Consider the following 25900-nt stretch of genomic DNA (forward strand, 5'->3'; position numbering starts at 1 on the left):
ACCCGGTGCGGAAACCTTTGTCACAAGCGTGCGCTTCCCCAAAATGATCACCATCCGGGCTTTCCGTACCGGCGAACCCGGGAACGAACAGCGGATCAGCGGGAAGGCGCCCGGTGGAGCACCGTTCCACCTCGTCATTCGGTCGTGAGTGCCCGCCCGTACGGGGGACGGCTCCGCGACGGGCATCAAAGGACGTGACGCATGCACATCGATCTCACCGGCAGGACGGCACTGGTAACCGGATCCACAGAGGGGATCGGGGCGGCCACCGCCGCCGGCCTCGCGCGGGCGGGCGCGACGGTGGCCGTCAACGGCCGCACCCCGGAGAAGGTGGAGAGGGCCTGCGACGCGCTGCGCGCGGAGGTCCCCGGCGCGCTGATCGTCCCGGTCGCCGCCGACCTCGCCACCCAGGAGGGCGCGGACCACACCGTCGGCATCCTGCCGGAGGTCGACATCCTGATCAACAACCTCGGGGTCTTCGGGGTCCAGGACGCCCTGGAGATCACCGACGACGAGTGGCGCCGTTACTTCGAGGTGAACGTCCTGGCGGCGATCCGTCTCACCCGCGCCTATCTGCCGGGGATGGTGGCGCGCTCCTGGGGGCGCGTCCAGTACATCGCCAGCGACTCCGCGATCGTCATCCCCGCGGAGATGATCCACTACGGCATGTCCAAGACCGCGCTCCTGGCCGTCTCGCGAGGCTTCGCCAAGAAGGCCGCGGGCAGCGGTGTCACCGTCAACTCCGTCATCGTCGGTCCCACCCACACCCAAGGCATGGAGGACTTCGTCTACGAACTCGTCGACAGGGACCTGTCCTGGGACGAGGCCCAGCGCGTCTTCATGCGGGAGCACTGCTCGGAGTCCCTGCTGCGGCGGTTGATCGAACCGGAGGAGGTCGCCAACATGGTCGTCTACCTCAGCTCACCACAGGCCTCCGCCACCACCGGCGGCGCGCTCCGCGTCGACGGGGGCTACGTCGACGCCATCCTCCCCTGACCGATGGCGCACCCCGGCGCGGCGCGCGGTGGTCAAGGCTTCGTCGGCGAACGCGGGGATAACCCGGCGAGGCGGACGGGTAAGGGTGCGCCGTGGACCGTGAAGAGACCGCCTCGGGGCCGGGCGCGTCCGGCGTGCCGGCGTACTGAGCACGGCGAGCGATGCCCCCGCTCTTCCGGCGGGCCGCCGACCGGCTGATCGACGCCGCTCCGGACTGGCTGGTCGAGACGGTCCGGCCGGCACCCGCGGCGCTTCGATGGTGGCCGATGCTGCGCATGGCCGTGGCGGTGACCGTCCCGCTTCTCGGAGGGGCCGCCGCCGGGCACGTCACGGCCGGCCTGCTGCCCGCCATGGGTGCCATGAACGCCGGGACGGCCGACCGGGGCGGCCCGTACCGGGCCAGGATCATCCGGATGGGCGCGGCCGGCGCCGCCGGGGCGCTGGGATATCTCATCGGGGCCGCGGTCCGCGACCACGGCTGGTGGGTGGTGCCGGTCATGGTGGCCGTTTCCGTGCTGTCCGCACTGATCAGCACGAGTGGGGGCACGGGCTCGGCTGCCGGGCTGCAACTGCTGGTGATGACCGTGATCGCCGGCGGCATAGCGCTGCCGGGACCGCCCGGCCTGAACGCGCTGACGTTCCTGCTGGGCGTGCTGTGGGTGATCGTGCTGGGGGTCGCCGACTGGCCCCTCCACCCGCGCGCGCCGGAGGAGACCGCGGTGGCCGAGGTGTACCGGGCCCTCGGCCTGCTGTTCACCGATCGCGGCGCCGACGCCCTGGCCGCGTTCGACACCGCGCTCAGGAACGCCTACGACACCGTCCTCGGCGCCCGCTCCCCGGCGGTGGGGCTGGATCCCGGGCGCACCCGGCTGGTCGCCCTGCTGAACCAGGCCTCGCTGATCCGCAACGCACTGCTCTCGCTGTGCCACGAGGGGCGCGAGCCGCCCGAGGAACCGGCGTCCGCCGTCGAGGGCGTCGCCGCATCGCTCACCGGCGGGCCCGCGCCGCGGGCGGTGCGCCACGAGGGCGACTCACCCGCCGTACGCGCCCTCTCCTCCGCCGTCCAGGGGGCGGTCGACCTGGCGTCCGGCGGCGACGTCGCGGCCGACCAACTGCCGTACGAACCGGTCGGCTACCGCTCCCGGCTCCGGGCCGTTCTGGAGAAGATGTGGTATGGCCACCTCGTCCGGGTCTACACGATCAGGCTCGCGCTCTGCATGGGCGTCGCCGCCGCGGTCAGCCGGCTCGGCTGGTTCGATCGGTCCTACTGGATGACACTGACCGTCGCGCTGGTGCTCAAGCCCGACTTCGGGTCGGTGTTCGCGCGCGCCGTGCAGCGCGCGCTCGGGACCGTCGCGGGTACGTTGATCGGCACCCTGATCCTTCTCCTGGTGCCGTACGGCCCGCTGCTGCTGATCCCCATCGCGGTGTGCGCGGCGCTCCTGCCCTACGGCATGCAGCGCAACTGGGGCCTGATGTCGACCTTCCAGGCACCGCTGGTTCTGTTCCTGGTGGACCTGTTGACCCGCGGGGGGCCGGAACTGGGCAGGATCCGGATCGTGGACACGCTGGTCGGATGCGTGATCGTCCTGCTACTGGGGTACCTGCCGTGGCCCGGGAGCTGGGAGGCACCGGTCGGACCCCGGTTCGCCGACGCGGTGTCGGCCACCGCGAACTACCTCAGGTACGCCTTCGACCCCGAGCACCACGGCAGGGCGCTGCTCCTCCGCAGGGTGTACGACGCCCTGGCCGACCTGCGGACGGTCTTCCAGCGGGCGATGACCGAGCCACCTGTGATCAGCAGACGCGTCACCACCTGGATGCCCGCGATGACCGCGCTGGAACGGGTGGCCGACGCGACCGTCGCCACCGTCGCGCGCACCGGGCGCGGCGCGCCGCCCCCGCCGCGGGCGGCGGTCCAGGCCCTGGCGGAGTCCCTGGAAGGCATCGCCAGGGACGTCCGCGCGGGGCGGAGACCCGGCGATTCCGGGGCCTGCGCCGACGAGACGCTGGAGCGGATCGACTCCGCCGTACGCAGCCTGCGCGACACGGTGGCGGGAGACCGCTAGTGCTCCGTTCCTCATAGCAAGTAGACGAACTTGCGGCGCAGGGCTCGGGGCTGCGGGGGCGGTCGTCCCCAGATCCAGGGATGGGCGTGGGCGTTGAGCTGGGCGGTGGCGAGGGTGACCGCGTGGGTGATCTCGGTGGCGTCGGCGAAGGTCTGCCCGGCGAACGCCGCCTTGCGCAGCAGCCGCCACCAGCCCTCGGCCAGTTGATCCGGTGCCCGCCGACCGACCAGCCGGGCGCGGGCGGGGAGGTTCGCGGGGTCACCGGTCCCGGCTCGTCGGCGCAGATGACCGTGGTACCGGGTGGCGGCTGGGTGTAGAGGGCGATGACCTCGGCTCTTTTGGGGCGAAGTCCGGATCGGTCGAGGTGGTCCAGGAGCGGGGACGGCGCTGGTGCGCAGCCCCTGCCGGCTGAACACGATGATCTGCGCTCTCATGATCCTCGGCCGGGGGCATGACGGGCCCCGGCCGGCTTGCGGATCTGTCGTTTCTCTTCGGCGTCCATCGGTGGACGCGCATGCAGCAGTTTCGGCATGACAATCCCCCCTGAGACCATCATCACCTCAGGTCAGAAGGGATCTTTGACTCCATTCAGGAACGCAGCACTAGCGGCTGGAACGGCCTGGCGGACCCACCCCTGCGCGCGATGTCCGTGCTCATCGCGAATGATTGTCGCGGTCCGCGGGTGCTGCTTGAATCGGGATCGTGGTCCTCGACGAATTACGCGATCTTCTCAACCGCCATGCTCGGCCTGATCTGCGGACTTCCATCGAGGACGTGCTGATCTTCAAGGCCGAACACCCCCAGCCGCCGACGCCGACGACCTACGGCAAGGTGCTGGCTGTGGTCGCGCAAGGAGTAAAACGGTTCGCGTTGGGCGACACGGTCTACGAGTACCGGGAGGGGCAGTATCTCGTCGCCTCGGTCGACCTGCCGGTGACCGCCCACTTCGCCAAAGCCAGCCCGGAGCTGCCGGGGCTCGGGGTCGGGCTGACCCTGCATCCGGCCACCGTCGCCGAGGTACTGCTGCAGGCGGCTCCCGGTGACCTCCCGGAGCTCGGTGACGACGCTCCGCCGGGCCTGGCCGTCAGCACCGCTTCGGCCGAACTCCTCGACGCCGTCGTCCGCCTGGTGCGCCTGCTCGACCGCCCCCAAGACATCGCCGTCCTCGCGCCCCTCATCAAACGAGAGATTCTCTGGCGGCTCATCACCAGCGACCAGGGCCCCGTCATCCGCCAGTTCGGCCTGCCTGACAGCAGCCTCAGCCACATCGCGCGCGCTGTTCAGTGGATCCGTGACCACTACGCACAGCCGTTCCGGGTCGAGGACGTGGCCAAGCTGGCGGGGATGAGCGTCTCCGCTTTCCACCGGAGCTTCCATGCAATCACCGCGATGAGCCCGATCCAGTTCCAGAAACAGATCCGGCTCCAGCAGGCGCGACTCCAGCTTGCGGCGGCTCCCGCCGACATCGCCGCTGTCGGCCGTCGCGTGGGCTACGACAGTCCCTCGCAGTTCAGCCGCGAGTACCGTCGCCAGTTCGGGGCATCCCCCAGCCAGGACGCCATGCGCCTGCGCGCCACGAGCTGAGTTCCGTAGTGGTCAGTCCTCCAGGACGCGGTCGAGACGGATCGGCAGCTGCCGCTGCCGGACCCCGGTGGCATGCCAGACAGCGTTGGCGATCGCAGCCGCAGTGCCGACGTTCCCGATCTCACCGGCACCTTTGACTCCCATGGGGAGGCCGGGTTCGTGGTCAGGCACGAATTCGGCTTCGATGTCGGGAACGTCGGCGTGTGCGGCGATGTGATAGCCGGCGAAGTCAGGGTTGACGTGCCGCCCCGAGACCGGGTCACCGACGCCCTCTTCGTGCAGAGCCATGGACAGCCCGCCGACCATTCCCCCGATGACCTGGCTGCGGGCCATGAGCGGGTTGATCACCCGGCCCACGGCGAACAGCCCGAGCAGCCGCCGCACGCGCACCTCACCGGTCGCCGGGTCGACGGTGACCTCGGCGAAGACGGCGCTGTAGGCGTGTCGTTCCCTGGATGGCAGCTCGCCGAGCAGGTGCGTCGTGTCGACCGTGACCGTCGCCGGCCGTTCCGGGCCGCGCATCTTCGCCGCGGCCTCGGTGATCGCCCACGCCCAGGACGCGGTCCCGCGGGACCCGCCCGCGCTCCACGCGGGGCCGAGGTCGCTGTCGGAGATCCGAAGCCCGATCTTCTCCACGCCGACCTCCAGCGCATCGGCGGCGATCGCGGTCAGCGCGGTGCGGGCGCCCGTGCCCAGGTCGGTGGCGGCGACGACCACGGTGAAGGTGCCGTCCGGCTCGGCCGTGATGGACGCCGTAGAGGGGAACGCCCCGGTGCTGAAGGACGTGGCGGCCAGCCCGGTGCCGACAAGCAGGGATCCCTCCCGCCGCATCCGCGGCCGGTGGTCGCGATCTGCCCAGCCGAACCGGCGTGCGCCTTGACGCAGGCACGCGACCAGATTCCGGCTGCTGAACGGCAGTCCGGACACGGGACCGACGACGGGCTCGTTGCGCAGCCTGAGCTCGAGCGGGTCCATCTCCAGGCGCTCCGCCAGCTCGTCCATGGCCGATTCGAGCGCGAACGAGCCGGGCGCCGCGCCGGGGGCACGCATGGAGTACGGCGGCAGGATGTCGAGCGGAACCGCCGTGAGCCGGGTGCGGATCGCGGGCGCCGCGTAGAGCGTCTTGGTGAGCTCGGTGCACCCCTCGATGTACTCCGCGAGCGGGGACAGCTCGAACGCGGCCACGTGGTCGATCGCCCGCAGGCGCCCATCGGCATTGGCTCCGATCCGGATCACCTGGTCCGTGGCCGGCCTCTGCGCGGTGGCCAGGAACACCTGGTCGCGGGTGAGCGTGACCCGCACGGGCCGCCCGAACCGCGTCGCGGCCATCACGGCCAGGATCAGCTGCGGCCCGCACATGCCCTTGGACCCGAAGCCTCCGCCGACATGCTCGACACGGATACGCACCCGCTCCGGAGGCAGGCAGAAGAGCGTGGCCAGGGTGACGGCGATCTGGTACGGCCCCTGGTTGGAGTCGACGGCCTGCAGGCGTTCTCCCTCCCACCAGGCGGTCGCCGAGTGCGGCTCCATGGCGCTGCAGTGCTCCTCGGGCGTGCCGTACCTCTCGTCGACCACTACCGCGGAGGCGGCCAGCTCGGCGTCCACATCGCCGACGTCCACGGGCCCGTCGAAGAGGGCCGATGCCGGACGGCCCGCCGGGTGGCCGAAGAAGAACTCCGTGTCATGCGGTTGCACGTCATAGACCACCGGCAGCGCCTGGGCGGCGGCACGGGTCTGTTCGGGCGTCTCGCCCACCACGAGGGCGATGGGGCGGCCCGCGTGCGGGATCACGTCATCCTGCAGGAGTCGCAGCCCTCCGTCCGGACCGAAGAAGTGCCCTGCTTCCGGGTTGAGCCGGGGCGCATTCCTGTGGTCGATCACGCCCAGCACGCCGGGCATGTCCTGAACGGCCGCGACGTCGATGTCGAGGACGCGCCCGCGGGTGATGGTGGAGACGACGACTGCGCCGAAGGCCAGGCCCGGCACCGGCTCGTCGGCGGAGTAGCGGGCGCTGCCGGTGACCTTGGCTCGGCCCTCGACGCGGGGCCGCGCGGCCCCGACGGCTCCCGCGGCCGTCGGGACCGAGGATTCAGCGTTCATGGGTGATCTCCTTCAGTACGGCGAAGCCGCCAGGTCGGTCAAGACGGCCACGATGAGATTGCGCGCCAGCGTCACCTTGTAGGCGTTGCCGGGCAACGGCTCGGCGGCGGCCAGCTCGGCTTCGGCGGCCGTCCGGAATCGGTCGGCGGTGGCGGGGCCGTCCAGCAGCAGGCTCTCGGCGGTCCTGGCGCGCCAGGACCGCGACGCGACCCCGCCGAGGGCGATCCGCGAGTTGCGCACCACCCCGTCGCGGATGTCCAGGTCGGCGGCGATGGACACGGTCGCGAAGGCGTACGACGCGCGCTCGCGGACCTTCCGATACCGCGAGAGCGGCGAGATGGCGGACTCCGGGAGACGCACCGCGGTGATCAGGGCTCCGGGCGGCAACGCCGTCTCCCGCTCTGGCGTGTCGCCGATGGGCAGGTAGAACTCCTCCAGTGGGATGTCCCCGGCGCCGTCGAGGGTCTCGTAGCGCACGACCGCGTCGAACGCGGCCAGCGCGACCGCCATGTCCGACGGGTTCGTGGCCACGCAGTGCGGCGACCAGCTGAGGACGGCGTGGTTGTGGTGCGCGCCGGCGATTGCTGAGCATCCGCTGCCGGGGGCGCGTTTGTTGCACGGTTGCGAGGGGTCGGCGAAGTAGGAGCACCGGGTCCGCTGCAACAGGTTCCCTGCCACCGTGGCCATGTTGCGCAGCTGGCCTGACGCGCCCGCCAGCACTGCCTGGCTCAGCGCCGGATACCGGCGCCGCACCTCGGGGTGGGCGGCGAGATCGCTGTTGGTCGTCGTCGCACCGATCTCCAGCCCACCGCCGGGTACCTGCCGGATGCCGTCCAGCGGAAGGAAACGAACGTCCACCAGCCGGGTGGGGGACTCGACACCGGCTTTCATCAGGTCGACGAGGTTCGTGCCGCCGCCGAGGTAGCGGACGTCGTCGTTCCCGGCGACCAGTCTGAGCGCCTCACTGATCCCCGAGGCGCGCTGATAGGCGAACTCCTTCATCGGGCCTCCTCCAGGATCGCGCGCACGATCGACGGGTACGCGCCGCAGCGGCACAGGTTGCCGCTCATCCGCTCGCGCACCTCTGCCGCGTCCAACGCCGGCGCCGGGCCGTCCGGGCAGAGATCGGCGGTGACCGCGCTGGGCCAGCCCGCCGCATGCTCGGCCAGCATCCCGACGGCCGAGCAGAGCTGCCCGGACGTGCAGTAACCGCACTGGAACCCGTCGAGCCGTACGAAAGCCTGCTGGATCGGCCGCAGCTCGCCGTCACCGGCGAGGCCTTCGACGGTTGTGACCTCGGCGTCCTCGGCGGCGACCGCAAGCGTCAGGCAGGACAGCACCCGCCTGCCGTCCAGCAGCACGGTGCAGGCGCCGCACTGGCCGTGGTCGCAGCCCTTCTTCGGCCCGGTGTGGCCGGTGTCCTCGCGCAACGCGTCGAGCAGCGTCCTGCGATTGTCGAGGCACAAACGATGTGTCGCGTCGTTGACGCGCAGCGAGATCACACTACGGGTGTCGTTGGTCATGGTCTTCCTTCCTTCAGGCGCGGCATGCCCGGGCGCGTGAGGCCGGATGGCAGGGGGCTGGCGGCGCATGCGTCGCGGCTGGCCCGCTCGCGCGCGTACCGGGCGGTCTCGACGACGATCAGAGTGATCAGGAGGGTCACCAGTCCCGCCAGCCCAGCCAGCGGCGGCAGGACGACGGCAGCAGGCGTGGCCGCAAGGATGGCGCAGGCCGCCAGCAGCCGGGGGCGGCTCAGCGTGTGGTGCATGCGGCGCTCGAACAGCAGATGCCCGACGAGGTACAGCGTGAAGCCACCGAAGAGAGCGAGCGCGGAGAACACGCCCAGCGGCCGGCTGTCCCCGGCGTGTGCGAGCACGCCCTCCACACCCAGGGCGGTGAGCAGGATGCCGGCGATGAGAGGCAGGTGCCCGTAGGTGTAGGCCTCGACAGCCAGGCGCAGCCTCGTTTCGCCTCGTGCCCGTCCGAGCCGGTGCTCGGCCGCACGTGCCACCACCTCGAAGTACAGCCACCACAGGCACACCGCGACGGCGACGCCGAGGACGGCGGCGAGCAGCAGGGCCCCGCTCATGGGCCGGTCGGCGGCGCCGACGCCGATGGCCAGGAACGACTCGCCGATGGCCAGAATGACGAACAGGCCATGACGCTCGCTCAGGTGGGCCGGGCTGTGCAGCCGCCACTGGCCGTGCCTAGCCGTGAGGTAGATGCCGACCCAGTCCACCAGGAGGGCGACGGAGAACAGAAGCACCTGTGTCCAGCCCCCGAGCAGCGCCCCGGACACCAGCAGAACCGCGCTCGTCAGCATGGGCAGCCAGGTGATCGCGATCTGCCGTCGCAGCCCGGCGTCACCGGTCGCGGCCACCGCGAAGACCGCGAGGTGCACCCAGCGGACCAGCAGGCAGGCGCCCACCAGCACCACAGGACCGTTCAGGCCGCCCGGCTCGTCGTCCCATGCTTCGGGGATGGTCAGGCCGACGACGAACATCGCCGTCATCGCGACGACCATTCCCGCCCGCGGCAGACCCTGGTCGGCTCGTGAGTGGTTGCCCAGCCAGGTGTAGCCGGACCAGGTGCCCCACAACAGTGCGAGCATCAGCAGCCCCCGGAGCACGCCGGGAGCGCTGTGCTGCTGGGCCATATAGCCGTTGAGCTGCGTTATCGCGAAGACGTAGACCAGGTCGAAGAACAACTCGAAGGGCGTCGCACGATGGTCCTCACCGGTGGAGCGAACGTTGCCGTGTCCACGTTTCACACCCATGGTCACCCCTCCAGGTCATGCGACGCGTGCGCGTCCATCGGGGACCAGCGGGCGCGTCTGCGCCGGGACGCGGGGCCTTCGGCAGAAGTAAACGAATGCGGGCGGCACATTGGCCCACACCGTGCGGCTGACCACGACCTCATCGAACCGCTCGCCCAAGGACTGCCGTAGCCGGCGAGCCGGGGGAGCCCACCGCGTGTAGGTGTCCGCGAACGTGGTGAACGCGCCATGCGGGGCGAGAGCGTGGGTGACGGCGCAGAGGAGGTCGTCCTGCAGGCCCGGTCGCAGGAACGCGGCACGGTTGACGGCGCTCATCGGTTGGCCCCTTGTGCTGGCTGAAGGGCCTCGTCCGGCGAGGCGGGGGTCAGGACGCGGGCGAGCCAGTCGTTGCGGGTACGGCGGGCGGTGGCGGAGATCCGGGCATGGGGGTAGAGCGCGTCGAATCCATGGAAGCCGCCCGCCCAGACATGCAGCTCTGCCTGGCCGCCGGCCACCCAGATCCTGGTGGCGTAGGTGACGCCCTCATCGCGGAAGACCTCTGCCGTGCCGGCGTCGATGTAGGTGGTCGGCAGGCCGGACAGGTCGCCGGCGATCGCAGGTGAGACATAGATGGACACAGCCTGGTCGGCCAGGGGGCCGAGGATCGATCGCCATCCGAACTCGTTCATCTCGCGGGTCCAGACACCGGGGTCGCCGGAGAACTGGTGGCTGGAGACGGTGATGTTGCGATGGTCGAGCATGGGACAGATCAGCACCTGCGCGGTGATGGCGGGGGCGCCGCGGTCACGCGCCAGAAGGGCGAGCCCGGCAGCGAGACCACCGCCGGCGCTGGCCCCCGCGACGATGATGCGCCCCGGGTTGATACCGAGCTCGCCAGCGTGCTCGGCGATCCAGAGCAGGCCCTGGTAGCAGTCTTCGACCAAGGTCGAGCCGGTTGCCTCCGGTGCCAGCCGGTAGTCGACGGTGGCCACGACGGCGCCGAACAGTTCGAGCCATTCCAGCGGGATGTCGATGTTCGAGAACCGGTCACCCATGATCATTCCGCCACCGTGGATCCAGTAGACGCACGGCGCCGCCGCCGTGGAACGGCCGGGGGTGAAGATCGACAGGGGGATCTGGGCGCCGTCTTGGCCGGTCACCGTCACCTCGCGCCGGTCGATCGCGCGACCCTCGAGGTACGGTTCCACCGATGTCACGGACAGGTGGCGCATCTGGGCGAGCATCTCGGGGTCGAGCCGGGATACCAGGGGCATGTCCGCAAGAAGCTCCCGCAGTTCGGGATCGAGGTCGGGTCTGGCCAATGTCACGATGAACTCCTCCTGGTTCAGGTTCAGAAAGCGGCTTTGCCGCCGACCGGTACCGCGTCGGCGTATTCGGACTCGCCGGCGAGTAGCGACTGGAGGCGTGCGACCAACGCCTGCGCCTGCTGGGTGGCGAAGAACATTGCGTGCGCCTCCCGGCTGACCCACCCTTCCGTGACGTGCACGACGTCCCGGTTGCCGGACGAACGGCTGACCAGGAACACGACGCAGTCCTTGTTCGGTAGTGACGGTGCGTTGAGCAGAAGCTGGACCAGTTCGTCGCCCTTACCCGGCTGCGCCGTCATCGTCGCGTGAAATCCATGGCCGACAGACATGGGGACGACCTCCTCACTGTGGTGCGCTGTTCGCTTGTCTCACGCCCCACTTTCGGCGCCGCCCGGGCGGCCCCACATCAGTCACTCGACTCCGAGTTCACGGCCTTTCCCGGGGCAGGCGACCTACTTGCGTGTGGAGTCACGCCTCTGGAAAACGGCCTGTCCAGGGACCACCGCCCCTGGGCGATTAGGTCATATGACAGATGCCTCGGTGCGACTCTGTGTCTCACCATCGAGGGTGTGACGAGGCTTCCAAGCCCAGAGCAGCTGTCCAAGCGCGAGGTCCGGGACCGTGCCCTGTTCGATCTGGAGGACGGGCCGGTGACCCCGTCGAACCGTGCTGAGCTGACGGCTGTCGCACGTCTGCTCAACGTGCTGCTGGTGAGCCTGGTCGTCTCCTCGTTGCAGTACGAGCAGCATGCGCACCTCGTCCGCGCGCCGTCATACCGGCCGATCTCCGAGTTTCTCCACGCCTGCGCGGACCAGGACCGTGGTGGGGCCAGGCTGCTCGCGGCGCGGATCTGGCAGCTCGGCTTCGCCGCCGACTACGACCCGCAGCACCTGTCCGCCCGGTCGTGCGTCACCTTCCAGACCTTCCCCGACGGGGACCTCACGGGCATCGTTACGCAGGATCTCCTCACGGCGCGGATCCTCGTCCAGACCCTGCAGGAGGCGGTGCGCTGGGTCGGGAACAGCGATCCGACCACCCGGCAACTGCTGGAGCGGCTGCTCGAAGAGAAGGAGAGCCAGGCTGACGCGCTCAGCGCGCAGGCGGCTGCGACTCGTCGGGATGCGACGACAGCGCATCCCTGAGCCCCGCGCGGGAGGTGACGCCAAGCTTGGGGAAGATCCGGTACAGATGCGCGCCGACCGTTCGGTGCGACAGGTACAGGCGCTCGGCGATCTGCTTGTTGCTCAGACCGCTCGCCGCCAGCTGCGCGATCTGAGCCTCCTGCGCAGTCAGGGCGGTCGGACCACCCGACAGCACGTCAACCTGCCGGTGGCCGGCCGCGCTCAGCTCGCTCCGGGTGCGCGCCAGCCACGGCTCCGCGCCCATGGCGGCGAACCCGTCACAGGCGAGGAGCAGCTGCCGACGAGCCTCCGACGCCGATCGGCCACGGCGGAGCCTCTCGCCGAACGCGAGCCGTACCCGCGACGCGTCGAACAACCACCGCTCGCTCGCGGGACTGGCCAGCAGAGCCTCCAGCCGCGACATCGCCGCGTCGTCATCGAGAACGAGAGCCTCCGCGCCGGCCTGGATCAGCGCCATCCTGCTCGACAGCGAGGCCACGTCGGCAGCCCGCATCGCCTCTACGTGCGCCCTGGCCTCGACCGTGCGTCCGACTCGCACCGCCGCCTCGACCAGGTCGAACATGACCCAGGTGCAGTGCGGTGCATGCGAGGCCAGGACGCCGGGCGGGCTCATCGCGGCGGCGTGCCGGAAGGCGGCGTCGTAGTCGCCCCGGCCCAGCGCAGCCAGGGCGCGCGGATGGTGCGCGAACAGGGCCGCAGCCGACACACCGCGCGGCAGCGCCCAGTGCGTGATCTCGTCGGCCAGTGTGTACGCCTCGTCGAAACGGCCCCGGCCGGCGGCGACGATCGCCCTGTTGTACAGGAAATACCACTCGAAGAACGAGAAGCCGCTGGCGTCACAGACCCGATGCCCCTCCAGAGCGAGTTCCTCGGCCTCGTCCCACCGGCCGACGAGGTAGTCGTCCAGGCACAGGTGCATCAGGGCGCCGAGGTGCCGGCGGGGTGCTCCGCCGTTCCGCCCCTGCTGAACCAGGCGCCATGAGGACTCGCGGCAGTCGGCCAGGCGGTCCAGGTAGACCGATGCCGTACCGATCCGCATGATGCGCGTGGGATCCCCCTCGTCGGGGAGGGTGCGGAGGATTTCGTCGATCGCCGGCCGGGCCGAAGCCGCAGTGCGTACGGGGTCGGGGAACGTCTTGCTCGCCAGTGCGAGCACGTCGGGCGGCGATGGCTTCAGCCTGCGCAGCGCCCGGTAGAACGGTTCCCAGTACTCCGGATCGCTGCCGTACCAGCACAGCAGCAGCAAGGTGTGCATGGCTTCGATCAGGGCGGGGTCGTCGGCGCGGAATCCGTGGTCGCCGGTCTCGATGGCTCCCAGCAGGAGGCGGTGCGCGGTGTTCACATCGCCGTCTCCGTTGAGCATCAGGAAGGCGGCCGCGTTGGCGGCCAGCAGGGAACCCGCCGAGTCCGGGTCCGACCGGCGCGCATCCGTCAGGAGCGACTGGGCGTCCTCGACGGCGCCGCCGGCTTCGGCACCGATGTAGGCGGCCTCGGCGAGCCGCCGGCCACGGCTCGCGCCGGTCGAGCTGAGTTCGGCGGCGCGGATCAGAGCCGCGACCGCGGCGAAGGCGTCTCCGCGGAGCATGACGCGGTGCGCCGAGTCCTCCAGCAGCTGCGCCACCGTCTCATCCGGTCCGGTGGCAGCCGCCGCGAGGTGCCACGCGCGGCGTTCCTGGTCGACGTCCAACGCTCCGGCGAGAGCGAGGTGCGCGCTGCGTCGCTCCTCGTGGGTGGACACCGCCACGATCGCCGACCGGATCAGCGGGTGCCGGAACGCGATCCGCGCCGTGGCGTCGTCCACGCGTACCAACTGCGCCCGCTCGGCCGGGGCGAGGCCGGCCAGGCCGTGCCCGGCCCCCACGGCGGCCCTGAGCACCCTGATGTCGCCGTTGCCCTCGAACGTGGCCAGCAGTAGCAGCCTGCGGGTCGGCTCCGGCAGATCAGCCATCCGCGTGGCGAACATCGCCTGGAGCCTGTCGCTGAGCGGAACCACCTCAAGGTGGGTCACCGGGTGATACGCAGCACCCAGCAGCGTGGACGGCAGCTCAGTCAGCGCCAGCGGATTGCCTTGGGCGAGGTCGAGCAGCCGTCGCCGGACGCGCGGCGGCATCTCCGGGAAACCAGCGTCGACCAACCGCCCGGACGCCTCATGGTCCAGCGGCCGGACCGTCATCTCGGTCAGTCCCCGCGGATCCAGGAAGCTCGCCGCGCCCGTTCTGGCGGAGACCAGCAGCCCGGCCTGGGTACCCTCCAGACGGCGGGCGACGAAGCTCAAGACGACGGCGCTGGCCCGGTCGATCCAGTGCACATCGTCCACCAGAAGAGCGAGCGGCGCATCGGCGGCTACCGCCTTGACGAGCAAGAGCGTCGCGTTGCAGACCAGGAGCGCGTCCGTGGGCGCCCCCACACCGAAACCGAGCGCCACCGACAACGCCTCCCGCAGACCGGGCGGGAGGCGCTCGATGTCGGCGTTCAGCGGCAGAAGCAGCTGGTTGAGGCAGGAGTAACTGACTTCCGCCTCGAACTCCGACCCTGACGCTCGCAGAACCCGCATGTCCGCCGTGATGGCGAGCTCTGCCACGGCGGCCATGAGAGCGGATTTGCCCACCCCGGGCTCGCCCCAGAGCAACCGCGTGTCGCCGCGCTGCCGGGCGGCATCGAGAAAACCGGCGAGCTGGTCGAGCTCGGCACGGCGTCCGAAGAGTTCACCGCCGCCCACAGGCACCTCACAGCGTCGGCCATGTCCTACCTGCCCGACGCGACTCGCCGCACCACGACGGCTGTCGCATAAGGCGTCGCGAGCATATCCCGCGATGCGGCGGACATGGCGGCGTCATTGGTCTCCTTCGGCCGAGAAGGCAGAATCGGGCAACAGTTAGCGAGAATCGAACAAGCCAGAGACCTGGAAGCGCCAAGGCGCGTCTTGACCGTCGCGGCCAGCCCGGCCGGCGCCTGCGGCGCACGATGCGCCGCCCCAGAGAGGACGCGGCTCAGCTTGTCTTCCAGATCGGTGCCATGGCCGAGACCGAGCGGGAAGCGATTCGCGAGGCGATGCTGGAAGGACTGGACGCCGCGGCCCGCAAAGGCAACCACGGCTGCCGACCCCCCGTCATCACCGACCACATGCTCCACACCGTGCTGCGACGCCGCGCGGCCGGCGAACCCGTTGAGAGGATCCACCTCCGCTCTGGCCGGCGAGGTCAAGGCGACCTCGCCGTCGATCCCGGCCGTCCGGCGCCCGGTGTTGCGTTGAGTGACCTGGCGGACGCTGACCAGCGTGTTCGACCAGAACCTCATCGAAGGGTTCACTCGCGTTCACCCGTCCGGTCTTCCCCTTGCCCGATTGCTCCCCCAGACGGAACAGGGGCCCTTAGGCGTCTTCCCCGAGCTTCGCACCCCAGTGAGCAAGACCCACAGGCGCACGTCGGGGCGGGGACCGATCTCGAACACTAATCAGGAACTACGCACTAGGGCTGATCCGGTCCCGGGCCGTGCGTTATATGAACAGGCTCAGTCCATTGGGCGGCGTACCTGGAGAACAGCGGTCCGGCGATGGCGACGGTCGGCACGGCGATGAGCACGCCCAGGCCCAGCGCGATACCGAGATCGGCCTTGAGGGCGTCGATGGCGAACCAGCGGTCCGGGTGGGGAGGGACGAGCCCGTGCATCACCGACAGGCCCGCGAGCGCGGCCGGGACAAGCCGGCCGGGGGAGGTCGTGGCGGGCTCGGCGAGCATGATCAGAACGGTGCTCACCTCGCCCTCCCGGCCTCGCCTGCGTCTCGGGGGCCACCGGGATCGGCGGGACCGGTGGGGTACGGGTCCGGTCGCGTCCGGGGGACGGCCGCCGCGGCGAGGTAGGCGTCCACGAGCTCGCCGACGGGCCTGGCGAAGTCGAGAACGATCCCGTGCTCGTCGGGCCCGAGGGGCTCCAGGGTCCTGAACTGCGAGTCGACCAGCGAGGCGGGCATGAAGTGCCCCGGACGGCCGGCGACCCTCCGGCGTACGGCGTCGATCTCGCCGTGCAGATGGACGAAGCTCACCGTCGGCGCGGATTCCCGCAGGATGTCGCGGTAGCTCCGCTTGAGCGCCGAGCAGCTCACCACCCCGCCGGTGGCGGCGTGGTCGGCGAGCCAGGCACCGATCGCGCGCAGCCACGGCAGCCGGTCGTCGTCGTCGAGGGGGATGCCCGCCGACATCTTGGCGATGTTGGCCTCGTTGTGGAAGTCGTCGGCGTCGGCGAACGGCACCCGTAACCGCCGGCTGAGGGCGGCGCCCACGGTGGTCTTGCCGGAGCCGGTCACGCCCATGACGACGAGTGGCGCGGTTCCGGGAGCCGGTGCGGCGGAATCCTCAGCGGGGTTCATTGATGAGGGCCTCCCATGTCGCTCTGCGCGACAGCCTGACGGGGTTGGTGATGACCGACCTGGGCTCACGGTCGTTAAGATCGGGTGCGGGCATTGACGAAGGATCATGCGATGGCGGGCCGCCCCGGGGGCGACGACCGGACGAGTATGGGACTACACCGGAGCGTCCTCGATAAACTCGATCTTTCCGATCGTTTCAGGCGGCCGCCGCACCGGTCAGGTGTCGAGGGCCGAGCCGGCCTCTGGGACGGGGGCCGGAGTGTGCGGCCGGTCGGTCGCTGAGGGAGGCAGGGGCGTCAGGGCTTGCGGGCGACGCCGCAGAATTGGGACACCTCATCGGGCTCGCCCCACGGGCTGTGTTCCGGACGCCATCTGGAGCAGGACACCACGCCGGGCTCCAGCAACTCCAGACCGTCGAAGAACGTGACGAGGTGGTCGCGGTCGCGGGCCACGATCGGGGTGCCGCCTCGCTCCATGAACTGCCGCATCGCCTCGTGCATGGCATCGCCGTGGACCTCGGCGGTGGCGTGCGCGATCACCAGGTGGCTGCCCGAGGGGACGGCGTCGACCAGGTCCCGTACGACCTGCCTGGCCTCGGCGTCGTCGGTGATGTGATGCAGGATCCCCAGCAGCATCAGCGCGACGGGTTCGGTGAGGTCGAGGGTCTTCTCGGCGGCCCGCAGGATGCGGTGGGGTTCGCGCAGGTCTGCGTCGATGTAGTTGGTGACCCCTTCAGGGGTGCTGATGAGCAGGGCGCGGGCGTGCACCAGGACCAGCGGGTCGTTGTCGACGTAGACGACCCGGGACTCCGGGGCGATCCGCTGCGCCACCTCGTGGGTGTTGTCGGCGGTGGGCAGGCCCGTGCCGATGTCGAGGAACTGGCGGATACCGGCGTCGGCGACGAGGTGGCGGACGCAGCGGCCCAGGAACGCCCGGTCGGCCCGGGCCGAGTCGACGATGCCGGGGATGAGCCCCTCGACCATGTCACCGGCGTCGCGGTCGGCGGGATAGTTGTCTTTTCCACCCAGCCAGTAATTCCAGATGCGGGCCGAATGCGGCCGGTCGGCATCAAGTTCCACGGGCTGCCAGTCTGATTCGCGAGAGGTACTCATGGGGGCCGGTTCCGTTCATGAGGTATTCGCACTGAATGGGATGGGATGTAGTGGATCACATCCACGACGGTCACGGCAAACCCCCTCGATGCCTATGGTCGCGGCAGGCCGGTGCCGGACCCGCTGCCGGCCTCCGCGGTGGTCTACGGTCCTCGGGGCGTGCAGAAGGCGGGGTCGGGTCGTCGCGAAACTCGCGTGCCCGGGATTTTCCGCGACAGTTCAGTGGTGTGAAGAGAGCTTCGGGATCTGCGTCTATGTAATATCGCTAATATCATGATAAATGCCCTGGATGACTATCGGATTTCGGCAACGTTCCAGTAACGCTTCGCTGTCTTCCGCCTATTTTGGTGGCGAAAAGTTATATTGACGCTGACGGGGAAGGCGTGTGCTGCCGACTGGATCTCGGCGACCGGAATACGGTTGCCGGGAATCATGGAAGCGGATATGCAAACCGGCTTATCGCGCTTCATGGATATTGGCCGCGTTTGCCGTTTCTCGCATAGATTGCAGGGCTTCGTCCTGCCCTCACCCGCTAGGATTCCCAGCCGGGAGCCAGTGTGACGCCATCATCTGACAGACCACCGAATCCGCGGACAGCCGGGGCCGTCCCGGTCCCCGGGTGGGCGGAGCCGCTTCGCGCGCTGAGAGCGGCGCTGGCGGTCGTGCTGTTGATGTCGCTGGTGACGGCCGTGCTGGGGGTGCCGACCGCGACCCGGGCCGAGACCACATCTCACCCGAGCGCGTCGGCCGCCGAAACCATCCCCGGCATCGGTGCGGTGCTCGGTACCGGGTTCAGCGTGCTTCCCGCTGACGGGCCGTGCGTGTTCGAAGACGACCGGCTGGACGGCGCGGACGGCCTTTCCGGCGCTGTGCCGGACGGAACGCGTGAACCGGCGCGGGACGCCGCCGTCACACTCCACCGCACCAAGCCGTCCCAGACGAGTCCGAAGACGGGCGGGGCCCGTGGTCCACCTGTGCGTACCGAGCACCTGTTCTCAGGCGCTCTCCGTACGCACCGCATCCGGCCGAGCGCGGCCGGAGTGGATCATCCCTGCCATCGTGAGGACCACGCTGATGCCCGAACGGCAAGACCCGAAGACCCATGACCGCTTACCGGCCGCGCGCCGGTTCACGTTCCAGAAATCGTTTCCGAAAGCGGATCTGAAATCCGGTTTCCTGGTTTTCCTCATCGCCCTCCCGCTCTGTCTGGGAATCGCGCTGGCCAGCGGGTTCCCGCCGGTCGCCGGTGTGTTGACGGCGATCATCGGGGGCGTCCTGGTCAGCCTGCTCGGCGGCGCCCCGCTGACCATCAAGGGCCCGGCCGCCGGCCTCATCGTGATCGCGCTGGGCGCGGTCCAGGAACTCGGCCAAGGCGACCTCGCCGCCGGATACCGGCGGGCGCTGGCCGTCGGCGTCGCCGCCGCGCTGATCCAGATCGTCTTCGCGCTGTGCCGGGTGGCCAGCGTCGGCGTGGCCATGTCCCCTTCGGTCGTGCACGGCATGCTCGCCGCGATCGGGGTCATCATCATCGCCAAGCAGACGCACGTCATGCTGGGGGTGAAGCCCCATGGCGAGCGCCCCTTCGAGCTGATCGCCGAGATTCCACACAGCCTCGCCCACGCCAACCCCCGCATCCTGCTGCTGGGCGCGGTGTCACTGGCGATCCTGTTCGGCCTGCCGCTGATCCGCGCCCGGTGGGCCCATGTCGTGCCCGCCCCGCTGGTCGTGCTCGCCGTGACCGTGCCGGTCGGGTTGCTGTTCGACCTGCACAGCCCGCACGACTACCGCTTCATGGCCATGACCTACCACCTTGGCCCCGAGTATCTCGTCCGGCTCCCCGACACCCTGCTCGACGCCGTCGCCTTCCCCGACTTCTCCATGCTGCTCACGATGACCTCGCTGAAGTACGTGGTGATGTTCGCCCTGATCGGCACCATCGAGTCCACTCTCACGGTGCTCGCGGTCGACTCCATGGCGCCGGGGAGGCGCCCCGCCGACCTCAACCGCGACCTGCTCGCCCTCGGCGGGGGCAATTTGGTGTCGTCCCTGGTCGGTGGCCTGCCGATGATCTCCGAGATCGTCCGGAGCAGGGCCAACATCGACGCCGGTGCCGTCTCGCGCCGGTCCAACTTCTTCCACGGAGCCTTCCTGCTGCTGTTCGTCAGCCTGGCCCCCGGCCTGCTCCAGATCATTCCCCTCGCCGTCCTGGCGGCCATGCTCGTCTACACCGGGACCCGGCTCGCCGCGCCCCGCGAGTTCCGCCACGCCAGGAGGGTCGGTCTCGACCAGCTGGCCCTGTTCCTGATCACAATGCTCGTCACGCTCGCCACCGACCTGCTCGTCGGCGTCGCGGCCGGGCTCGCCGCGAAGTTCGTCCTGCACCTGCTGCGCGGGGTGCCCGTCCCGGCCTTCTTCCACCCTCGCGCGCAGGCCGTCCGTACCGGTCAGGTGCTGCACGTCAGCATTCCCGGCGCCGCCATCTTCACGGCTCTGCTGCCCCTGCGGCGTACGGTGAGGCGCGCCGGCGGCGACGGTGCGGACATCACCGAGATCGTCATCGATCTCAAGGACGCCGCGGTGGTCGACCACACCTTTCTGGCCGGAACCGACGCGATGTCCAGGGAGTGGCCCGCGGCCACCCTCACCTTCCGAGGGCTCGACCGGCTGTGGCCCGTCTCGTCCCATCCGCATGCCACCAGGCGCAGGAGGCGGGCATGAACCAAATCGGTATGGTCATGTACCCGGTCAGGGAGGACCGACGTGTCGCCGTGGCGGACATGGTGGCGCGAGCGGCGAGCCTGCTGCCCGAGCAGGCGCCGTTGCAGACGTTCGTCCACCACAACACCCTGCACGCCTTCGAACACCTGCCCTTCGAGAAGGCCGTCGTCCGCGCGGCGCGGCTGTTCGGCACCGAACCCTTCCAGAGCGAGGCGGCCTTCCACGGCCACCTGGGTTCGGGGCGGATCCAGCGCGGAGACCTCGACGCGGTCGTCGGGCCGGTGACCGGCGGCGACATCCCGATCGTGCCGGGCGGCCCGACACGCCGCGAGTTCCACGCCCTACGGCTCCGGCACCTGCTCGACGTCCCCAGGGGCCCCGCGCTGCGCCGGCTGCTCCACGAGACGCCCCAGTTGTCCCGGTTCACCGTTCACATCGGCGAGCGGCGCCGCGCCGAGCTGCTACGACAGGCCCGGCGAGACCGGCGCGGGCCGGCGGTGCCCGGATCGGGCGCGCGGGCACCGGTGGAGCAGCTGCTCGAACGACTCTGGAACCGGCTGAAACGGGTGGCGCCACCCCCGAGAGAGGCCGGGCGGCCGTCGCCGCGCCCGCGTGACCGGATCCTCGCCGTCACCGGAGCGGACCCCGACGAACTCGTCCACCCGCTGATGATCCGGCTCTGCGCGGCGTTCCTGGACCAGGGGGTCGCCTACTGGCCGATGCCGGAACGAGAACGGGGCTTTCTCGGCGCCTTCCGGCGGCTTTACGGCCGGGGCGGGGGCCCGCCCGACCGGTTCCTTCGCGGACTGGCTCCCGAGCTGAGGCGGCAGGAGGCGGAGTCCTGGACGGCCGAGCGGACCGTCGCGTGGGCCCTTGGCGAGCTGGCGGTGCCCGAACGGGACTGGGCGGCCGTGATCCAGGCCACCCTGCTGTCGCTGCGCGGCTGGGCGGGCATGACGCGCCAGTTCGAGCACCGGCCCGACCGCTCGCCGGTCGAGGCGCGTCCCGCACGGCTGGTCGACCACCTGGCCGTGCAGCTCACCCTCGACGCGTACGCGGCACGCCACGTGGTGGCCGAGCGCCTCGGCGGTCGCGCCGCGCTCACCGACATCGATCGGCCTCCCCGGCTCGCTCCGGAGCCCGACCTGGAACTGGTGTACGAGGCGTTCGTCCTGGCCCAGATCATGCCGGTCGACACCGCGGTGTTCGCCGACGCCGGGCATGCGGCGGCCTGGCTGGCGGAGGTCAGGTCCTTCGACGGGATCGAGCGGCGCCGCCTGCTGCACCTCGCCTACGAGCGGCGCCATCGGATCGGGGTGCTCGACGCGCTCGCCGCGCACCACGCGCTCACCGCGACGAGAAGGTCACCCCGTCCCGTGTTCCAGGCCGTGTTCTGCATAGACGAGCGAGAGGAGTCGCTGCGACGGCACCTGGAGGAGCACTTCCCGCGGGCCGAGACCTTCGGCTACGCCGGTTTCTTCGGAGTCGCCATGATCTACCGGGGGCTGGAGGACGTGCGTCCGCGCCCTCTCTGCCCGGTCGGTGTCACGCCCCGGCATCTGGTCGTGGAGGAGCCGGTCGGCGGGACGTGGCCTCCTCGGCGCGAGAGCTCACACCGTCGCCGGGGCGCCTGGGGACGGCTGGTCGCGGTGGGGAACAGGACCCTGGTGCGCGGTGGCGCGCTCGCGCTGGTGGGTGGACTCGCCCACCTGTTCGGCCTGTTCGGCCGCTGCCTTCTCCCTCACCTGTCCCACAGCTGGTCCCGGCGGCTCGGGGCCGGCGCGGCTGCCGGGCCGGTCACCCGGCTGGCCGTCGAACGGGTCCTCACGGGCACGAGCGGTGACGGCCCGCTCAGGGGTTATTCCGTATCGGAGATGGCCGACGTGGTGTCGGCGGTCCTGCGGACCACCGGGCTCGGCCGGGCTCTGTGCCCCGTGGTGCTGGTCGTCGGGCACGGCTCGTCCAGCCTCAACAACCCGCACGAGTCCGCGCACGACTGCGGCGCCACCGGTGGCGGGCGTGGCGGTCCGAACGCGCGCGCGTTCGCCGCGATGGCCAACCACCCGGGGGTGCGCGCGAACCTCCGCGATCGGGGGATCCACCTGCCGGAGGGCACCTGGTTCGTGGGCGCGTACCACGACACCTGCGACGACTCGATGACCTACTACGACGAGGACCTGGTGCCCGAGCGGTGCCGCGCGGAGGTCGGCAGGGCTCAGCAGGCCGTGGCCGCCGCGTGCGTCCTGGCCGCGCACGAGCGGTCCCGCCGTTTCGAGTCCGCGCCCGCGGATCTCTCGCCCGGTGACGCGCCGGTCCACGTCGGGACCCGCGCCGTGGACCTCGGGCAACCCCGGCCCGAGTACGGGCACGCCACGAACGCGGTGTGCGTGGTGGGGCGGCGCTCGCGGACCCGCGGGCTCTTCCTCGACCGGCGGGCCTTCCTCGTCTCCTACGACCCGGACGGTGATCCCTCGGGGGAACTCCTGGCGGGCCTGCTCCTCGCGGCGGGGCCGGTCTGCGCCGGCATCAACCTGGAGTACTACTTCAGCCACGTCGACCCGGTCGGCTACGGCTGCGGGACGAAGCTTCCGCACAACATCACGGGCCTGCTCGGCGTGATGGACGGGCACGCCTCGGATCTGCGGACCGGGCTTCCCTGGCAGATGGTCGAGATTCACGAGCCGGTACGCCTGCTGCTGGTCGTCGAGGCCGAGCCGGAGCGCCTGGCGGCGATCCTGCGCACCCATCCCGGCCTGAACCGGCTCGTCGTGAACGGCTGGATCCGGCTCGTGGCGTGGAGCCCGGACTCCGGCGCGATGCGCGTGTTCCGCCACGGCGCCTTCGTGCCCCACATCCCGGAGACCACCGCGTTCCCCGTGGTGGACCGCTCCGCGCGGTTCTACGCGGGCGAGCGCGGCCATCTGGGCTGCGCCCACGCGATGGCCGCCTTCGAGGCGGAACCCCCCGAGGCCTGCGACGTGTTCGACCCGATCGGTGCCCCTGTCGTCGGGCACGAGCCGGCGGGTCACGGGCAGCGGACCCGGGAGCCGCGGTGAGCCTCGCGATACACCGGTGTCTGCTGATCGCGATCGCCGGGCTGCCCCTCGGCGCGTTCCTGCTCCTGGCCGCACTCGCCTGGTGGGGCCGGGTACGCGCTGAGCGGACCGTCTCAACGATCGTCACCGTGGCCTTCGGGCTCGCGACGGTGGCAGCGCTCGTGCTCGCCGTCACCGTGACGCGCGGCGACCGTGCCCTGACGGTGCCGGTGCCGGCGGGCGCCTGGTTCGGCGGCGGAGAGTACGGGTTCCACCTGCTGCTCGTGGGTGACCGGCTCTCGCTTCCCTTCGCCGCCCTCACGGCGCTCCTGGTGGGTCTCATCGGTGTCTTCTCGCAGCGCTACCTGCACAGGGAGCCGGGATACCTGCGGTTCTACCTGCTTCTCGCCCTGTTCGGGGTCGGCGTCGAGACCGTCGCCCTGTCGGGCGCGCTTGAGCTCGCCTTCGCGGGCTGGGAACTCGCGGGGCTGGCCTCGGCGCTGCTGATCGCCTTCTTCCACGAGCGGAAAAGGCCGGTGGAACACGCCCTGCGTGCGTTCCTGACCTACCGGGCGTGCGATGTGGGGCTGCCGGCCGCCGTCGTGTGGCTGCACCACACCACCGGCGTTTCCACGGTCACCGGCGTCCTGCGCGACGGAGGGTGGGCGGGTTTCGAGGCGCCCGCGACCACTCAGGACGCGGCCCTGATCGGGATCCTGCTGCTGTGGGCGGCGATGGGGAAGGCCGCGCAGGTGCCCCTCGGGGGATGGCTGCCCCGCGCCATGGAGGGGCCGACGCCGTCGAGCGCCATCTGCTACGGAGCGGTCTCCGTCAGCATGGGCCCGTACCTGCTGCTGCGCACCGAGTCCGTGTGGGCGGGGGCGACGGCGGCGCGGATCGCGGTGGTCGCCGTCGGCGCGCTGACCGCCGTCCACGTCACCCTGTCCGGACGTGTCCAGACGGACATCAAGAGCGCGCTGGCCTACGCCTCGATGACCCAGATCGGAATGATCATGGTCGAGGTCGGACTGGGGCTGCGCTACCTCGCGCTGGCACACCTGGTCGCGCACGCCGTGTCGCGCAGCGCCCAGATCCTGCGCTCGCCCAGCCTGATCCACGACCATCACCACCTGGAGCGGATGACGAACGGGCCGCTACCGCGTACCGGAAAGCACCTGGAGCGCCTGATTCCCCGGGCGGCGCAGGCATGGCTGTACCGGTACGCGCTGGAAAGGGGCTACTTCGACGCCTGGCTGCGGGACTACGCGGTGGGCGGGTTCGTGCGACTGGTCCGGCGGGCCGACTCGCTGGACGATCGCTGGGCGCGGTGGCTGAGCTGTGGCCGAGGGGAGCGGAAGTCATGATCGCACTGGTTCCGCTGCTGGTGGCGGCCGTTCTCCTGGCCGCGTCCTGCGCCGTCGCCAGGACCGTTGACCGGCGGCGCGCGCGCCACGTCGCGGTGGTCTGCGCCACCGCCGCCGCCTCCGTCGCGGCGCTGTCCGCCGCGCCGCCCCTGGCGGGCCTGCTCGCCCCGCTCACCGGAGGTCACCTGTGGGGTCTGCTCGTGGCGGTCGTGCCGGACGGTGCCGCCAGGTTCGCGGGCATCCTGACCTGCCTGGCCGGCCTGCTGGTGGTCGCGATGAGCCCGCTCGCCGAACACCCGCCGGCGACCCTGGCCCGGATACTGCGCCTGCTGGCCGCCTCGTCGGGTTTCGGGGCCGTGGGGCAGGGCGGGGCGACGGTCGCGCTGTGGGCGCTCTCGGCCTGGCTGGTCTGGGCCGAACTGCGCCGGTGCGACGACGGGCTCGCCCGCCTGTTCGCCGCCTACCAGGTGCCCGGCGTGCTGCTCCTCGGCGCGGGCACCGCGCTGGCGGCGACCGGCCACGAGGAGGCGGGGGCGGTACTCGTCGCCCTCGCGCTCGTGATCAGGCTCGCCCTGGTGCCCGCGCACGGCTGGTACCCCAGGTTTGTCGAGCGGGCTCCGATGGGGGTGGTGGTCGCGTTCGGCATCGCACCGCTCGGCATGCTCACCCGGCTCGACCTGCTCTCCGCGTTCCCCGCGCAGGAGGTCGCCTCGCTCGGTGTCCTGACCGCCGTCGCGGCCGCGGTGCTCGCGGTGGTGCAGGACAGGGCGAGGCGGGCGCTGGCCTTCCTCATGATGAGCCAGGGCGGGCTGGTCGCGTTCGGGCTCGGCGGCGATTCACCGATCGCGGTGTCCGGGGCGCTGCTGACCTGGCAGGCGTCGGCCCTGGCCCTGCCGGGATTCGCGATGTCCCTCGCCGCGCTGGAGGCTCGGCGGGGACCGCTGTCACTGGCGACCCCCGACGGGAACTTCGCCAGGACCCCGCGCCTGGCCGTCGCGTTCCTGCTGTGCGGCCTCGCGGGCGTCGGTTTCCCGCCGTCCCTCGGATTCGCCGGTGATCACCTGCTGGTCCACGGCTCGGTCACCGGTTTCCCGCCGGCCTGGCCCGTGCTGCTCGGTGTCGTCGGCATCAACGGGATGACGGTGATGAAATGCTTTCTCACCCTCTTCGCGGGCAGCCGCGCCCACTACGGCGAACGCGACCTCGTCCCGCTCGAGGCCTATGCCCTCACGATCGTCATCGGTACGCTCCTGATCGGCGCCGCCTTCCCGGTGACGCCGGGATCCGCGTGGTTCGGTGGCTCGTAAAGCGCGGCAGGGGGCCGTTCCCCG

The 25900-nt window shown here is 70.8% G+C and carries 21 protein-coding genes; 8 read left to right on the plus strand and 13 right to left on the minus strand.

Going from position 1 to position 25900, the window contains the following annotated elements; all coding sequences use genetic code 11:
* Positions 1 to 201 precede the first annotated feature (201 nt).
* Complete coding sequence (locus ABZU75_RS09005; RefSeq protein ID WP_355551074.1) at positions 202 to 996, plus strand: SDR family oxidoreductase; 795 nt, start codon at positions 202 to 204, stop codon at positions 994 to 996.
* 161 nt (positions 997 to 1157) lie between these two features.
* The gene (locus ABZU75_RS09010) at positions 1158 to 3065 is read left to right on the plus strand and encodes an FUSC family protein (RefSeq protein ID WP_355551076.1); all 1908 of its coding nucleotides are present in this window, start codon (positions 1158 to 1160) and stop codon (positions 3063 to 3065) included.
* An 11-nt stretch (positions 3066 to 3076) separates the two neighbouring features.
* On the opposite strand, the gene ABZU75_RS09015 is transcribed toward ABZU75_RS09010, so the two are convergent.
* The gene (locus ABZU75_RS09015; protein ID WP_355551078.1) at positions 3077 to 3499 is read right to left on the minus strand and encodes a hypothetical protein; all 423 of its coding nucleotides are present in this window, start codon (positions 3497 to 3499) and stop codon (positions 3077 to 3079) included.
* A gap of 268 nt (positions 3500 to 3767) precedes the next feature.
* Between ABZU75_RS09015 and ABZU75_RS09020 the strand changes: the two genes are divergently transcribed.
* Positions 3768 to 4649, plus strand: a complete 882-nt coding sequence (locus ABZU75_RS09020) for an AraC family transcriptional regulator (RefSeq protein ID WP_355551080.1) — start codon at positions 3768 to 3770, stop codon at positions 4647 to 4649.
* Between the two features lie 12 nt (positions 4650 to 4661).
* On the opposite strand, the gene ABZU75_RS09025 is transcribed toward ABZU75_RS09020, so the two are convergent.
* Genes ABZU75_RS09025 through ABZU75_RS09055 form a run of 7 tightly spaced genes read right to left on the minus strand, consistent with a single transcriptional unit; the run spans position 4662 to position 11161 of the window.
* Positions 4662 to 6749, minus strand: a complete 2088-nt coding sequence (locus tag ABZU75_RS09025) for a xanthine dehydrogenase family protein molybdopterin-binding subunit (protein ID WP_355551082.1) — start codon at positions 6747 to 6749, stop codon at positions 4662 to 4664.
* Positions 6750 to 6761: 12 nt separating this feature from the next.
* The gene (locus tag ABZU75_RS09030; RefSeq protein WP_355551084.1) at positions 6762 to 7751 is read right to left on the minus strand and encodes a xanthine dehydrogenase family protein subunit M; all 990 of its coding nucleotides are present in this window, start codon (positions 7749 to 7751) and stop codon (positions 6762 to 6764) included.
* Positions 7748 to 8272: a 2Fe-2S iron-sulfur cluster-binding protein gene (locus ABZU75_RS09035; protein WP_355551086.1), complete on the minus strand. Its 525-nt coding sequence runs from the start codon at positions 8270 to 8272 to the stop codon at positions 7748 to 7750. Before ABZU75_RS09035 ends, ABZU75_RS09030 begins: the two co-directional genes overlap by 4 nt.
* A complete protein-coding gene (locus ABZU75_RS09040; protein ID WP_355551088.1) occupies positions 8269 to 9525 on the minus strand; it encodes a low temperature requirement protein A in 1257 nt (418 codons plus the stop codon). Before ABZU75_RS09040 ends, ABZU75_RS09035 begins: the two co-directional genes overlap by 4 nt.
* Before the next feature lie 15 nt (positions 9526 to 9540).
* Positions 9541 to 9840: a hypothetical protein gene (locus tag ABZU75_RS09045; protein WP_355551090.1), complete on the minus strand. Its 300-nt coding sequence runs from the start codon at positions 9838 to 9840 to the stop codon at positions 9541 to 9543.
* On the minus strand, positions 9837 to 10832 hold the full coding sequence (locus ABZU75_RS09050; RefSeq protein ID WP_355551092.1) for an alpha/beta hydrolase: 996 nt from the start codon (positions 10830 to 10832) through the stop codon (positions 9837 to 9839). The genes ABZU75_RS09045 and ABZU75_RS09050 overlap by 4 nt, the downstream gene beginning before the upstream one ends.
* A 23-nt stretch (positions 10833 to 10855) precedes the next feature.
* Positions 10856 to 11161 (minus strand): antibiotic biosynthesis monooxygenase, encoded by a 306-nt coding sequence (locus ABZU75_RS09055; protein ID WP_355551094.1) that lies wholly within the window; start codon positions 11159 to 11161, stop codon positions 10856 to 10858.
* Positions 11162 to 11401: 240 nt separating this feature from the next.
* Here ABZU75_RS09055 and ABZU75_RS09060 point away from each other — a divergent pair, with 240 nt between their 5' ends.
* Positions 11402 to 11974 carry a ferritin-like domain-containing protein gene (locus ABZU75_RS09060; RefSeq protein ID WP_355551096.1) on the plus strand — a complete coding sequence of 191 codons (573 nt, stop codon included), beginning with the start codon at positions 11402 to 11404 and terminating at the stop codon, positions 11972 to 11974.
* On the opposite strand, the gene ABZU75_RS09065 is transcribed toward ABZU75_RS09060, so the two are convergent.
* From ABZU75_RS09065 to ABZU75_RS09085, 5 genes are all read right to left on the minus strand, one after another.
* The gene (locus ABZU75_RS09065) at positions 11922 to 14693 is read right to left on the minus strand and encodes an AAA family ATPase (RefSeq protein ID WP_355551098.1); all 2772 of its coding nucleotides are present in this window, start codon (positions 14691 to 14693) and stop codon (positions 11922 to 11924) included. The two genes, ABZU75_RS09060 and ABZU75_RS09065, sit on opposite strands and share 53 nt — an antisense overlap.
* Before the next feature lie 26 nt (positions 14694 to 14719).
* Entirely contained in the window at positions 14720 to 15271 is a 552-nt protein-coding gene (locus ABZU75_RS09070; protein ID WP_355551100.1) for a reverse transcriptase N-terminal domain-containing protein, read from the minus strand.
* Positions 15272 to 15441: 170 nt separating this feature from the next.
* Positions 15442 to 15729, minus strand: a complete 288-nt coding sequence (locus ABZU75_RS09075; protein ID WP_355551102.1) for a hypothetical protein — start codon at positions 15727 to 15729, stop codon at positions 15442 to 15444.
* Positions 15726 to 16340, minus strand: coding sequence for a gluconokinase (locus tag ABZU75_RS09080; RefSeq protein ID WP_355551104.1), 615 nt, complete (start codon positions 16338 to 16340; stop codon positions 15726 to 15728). The genes ABZU75_RS09075 and ABZU75_RS09080 overlap by 4 nt, the downstream gene beginning before the upstream one ends.
* A 296-nt stretch (positions 16341 to 16636) precedes the next feature.
* Entirely contained in the window at positions 16637 to 17452 is an 816-nt protein-coding gene (locus ABZU75_RS09085; RefSeq protein WP_355551106.1) for an SAM-dependent methyltransferase, read from the minus strand.
* Between the two features lie 1074 nt (positions 17453 to 18526).
* On the opposite strand from ABZU75_RS09085, the gene ABZU75_RS09090 reads away from it, so the two are divergent.
* Genes ABZU75_RS09090 through ABZU75_RS09105 form a run of 4 tightly spaced genes read left to right on the plus strand, consistent with a single transcriptional unit; the run spans position 18527 to position 25876 of the window.
* Positions 18527 to 20170, plus strand: a complete 1644-nt coding sequence (locus ABZU75_RS09090) for a SulP family inorganic anion transporter (RefSeq protein WP_355551108.1) — start codon at positions 18527 to 18529, stop codon at positions 20168 to 20170.
* Positions 20167 to 23226, plus strand: coding sequence for a DUF2309 domain-containing protein (locus ABZU75_RS09095; RefSeq protein ID WP_355551110.1), 3060 nt, complete (start codon positions 20167 to 20169; stop codon positions 23224 to 23226). The genes ABZU75_RS09090 and ABZU75_RS09095 overlap by 4 nt, the downstream gene beginning before the upstream one ends.
* Entirely contained in the window at positions 23223 to 24569 is a 1347-nt protein-coding gene (locus ABZU75_RS09100) for a proton-conducting transporter membrane subunit (RefSeq protein WP_355551112.1), read from the plus strand. The genes ABZU75_RS09095 and ABZU75_RS09100 overlap by 4 nt, the downstream gene beginning before the upstream one ends.
* Entirely contained in the window at positions 24566 to 25876 is a 1311-nt protein-coding gene (locus ABZU75_RS09105) for a proton-conducting transporter membrane subunit (protein ID WP_355551114.1), read from the plus strand. The genes ABZU75_RS09100 and ABZU75_RS09105 overlap by 4 nt, the downstream gene beginning before the upstream one ends.
* Positions 25877 to 25900 lie beyond the last annotated feature (24 nt).

This window comes from Streptosporangium sp. NPDC005286 (assembly GCF_040607515.1).
Taxonomy (GTDB): domain Bacteria; phylum Actinomycetota; class Actinomycetes; order Streptosporangiales; family Streptosporangiaceae; genus Streptosporangium.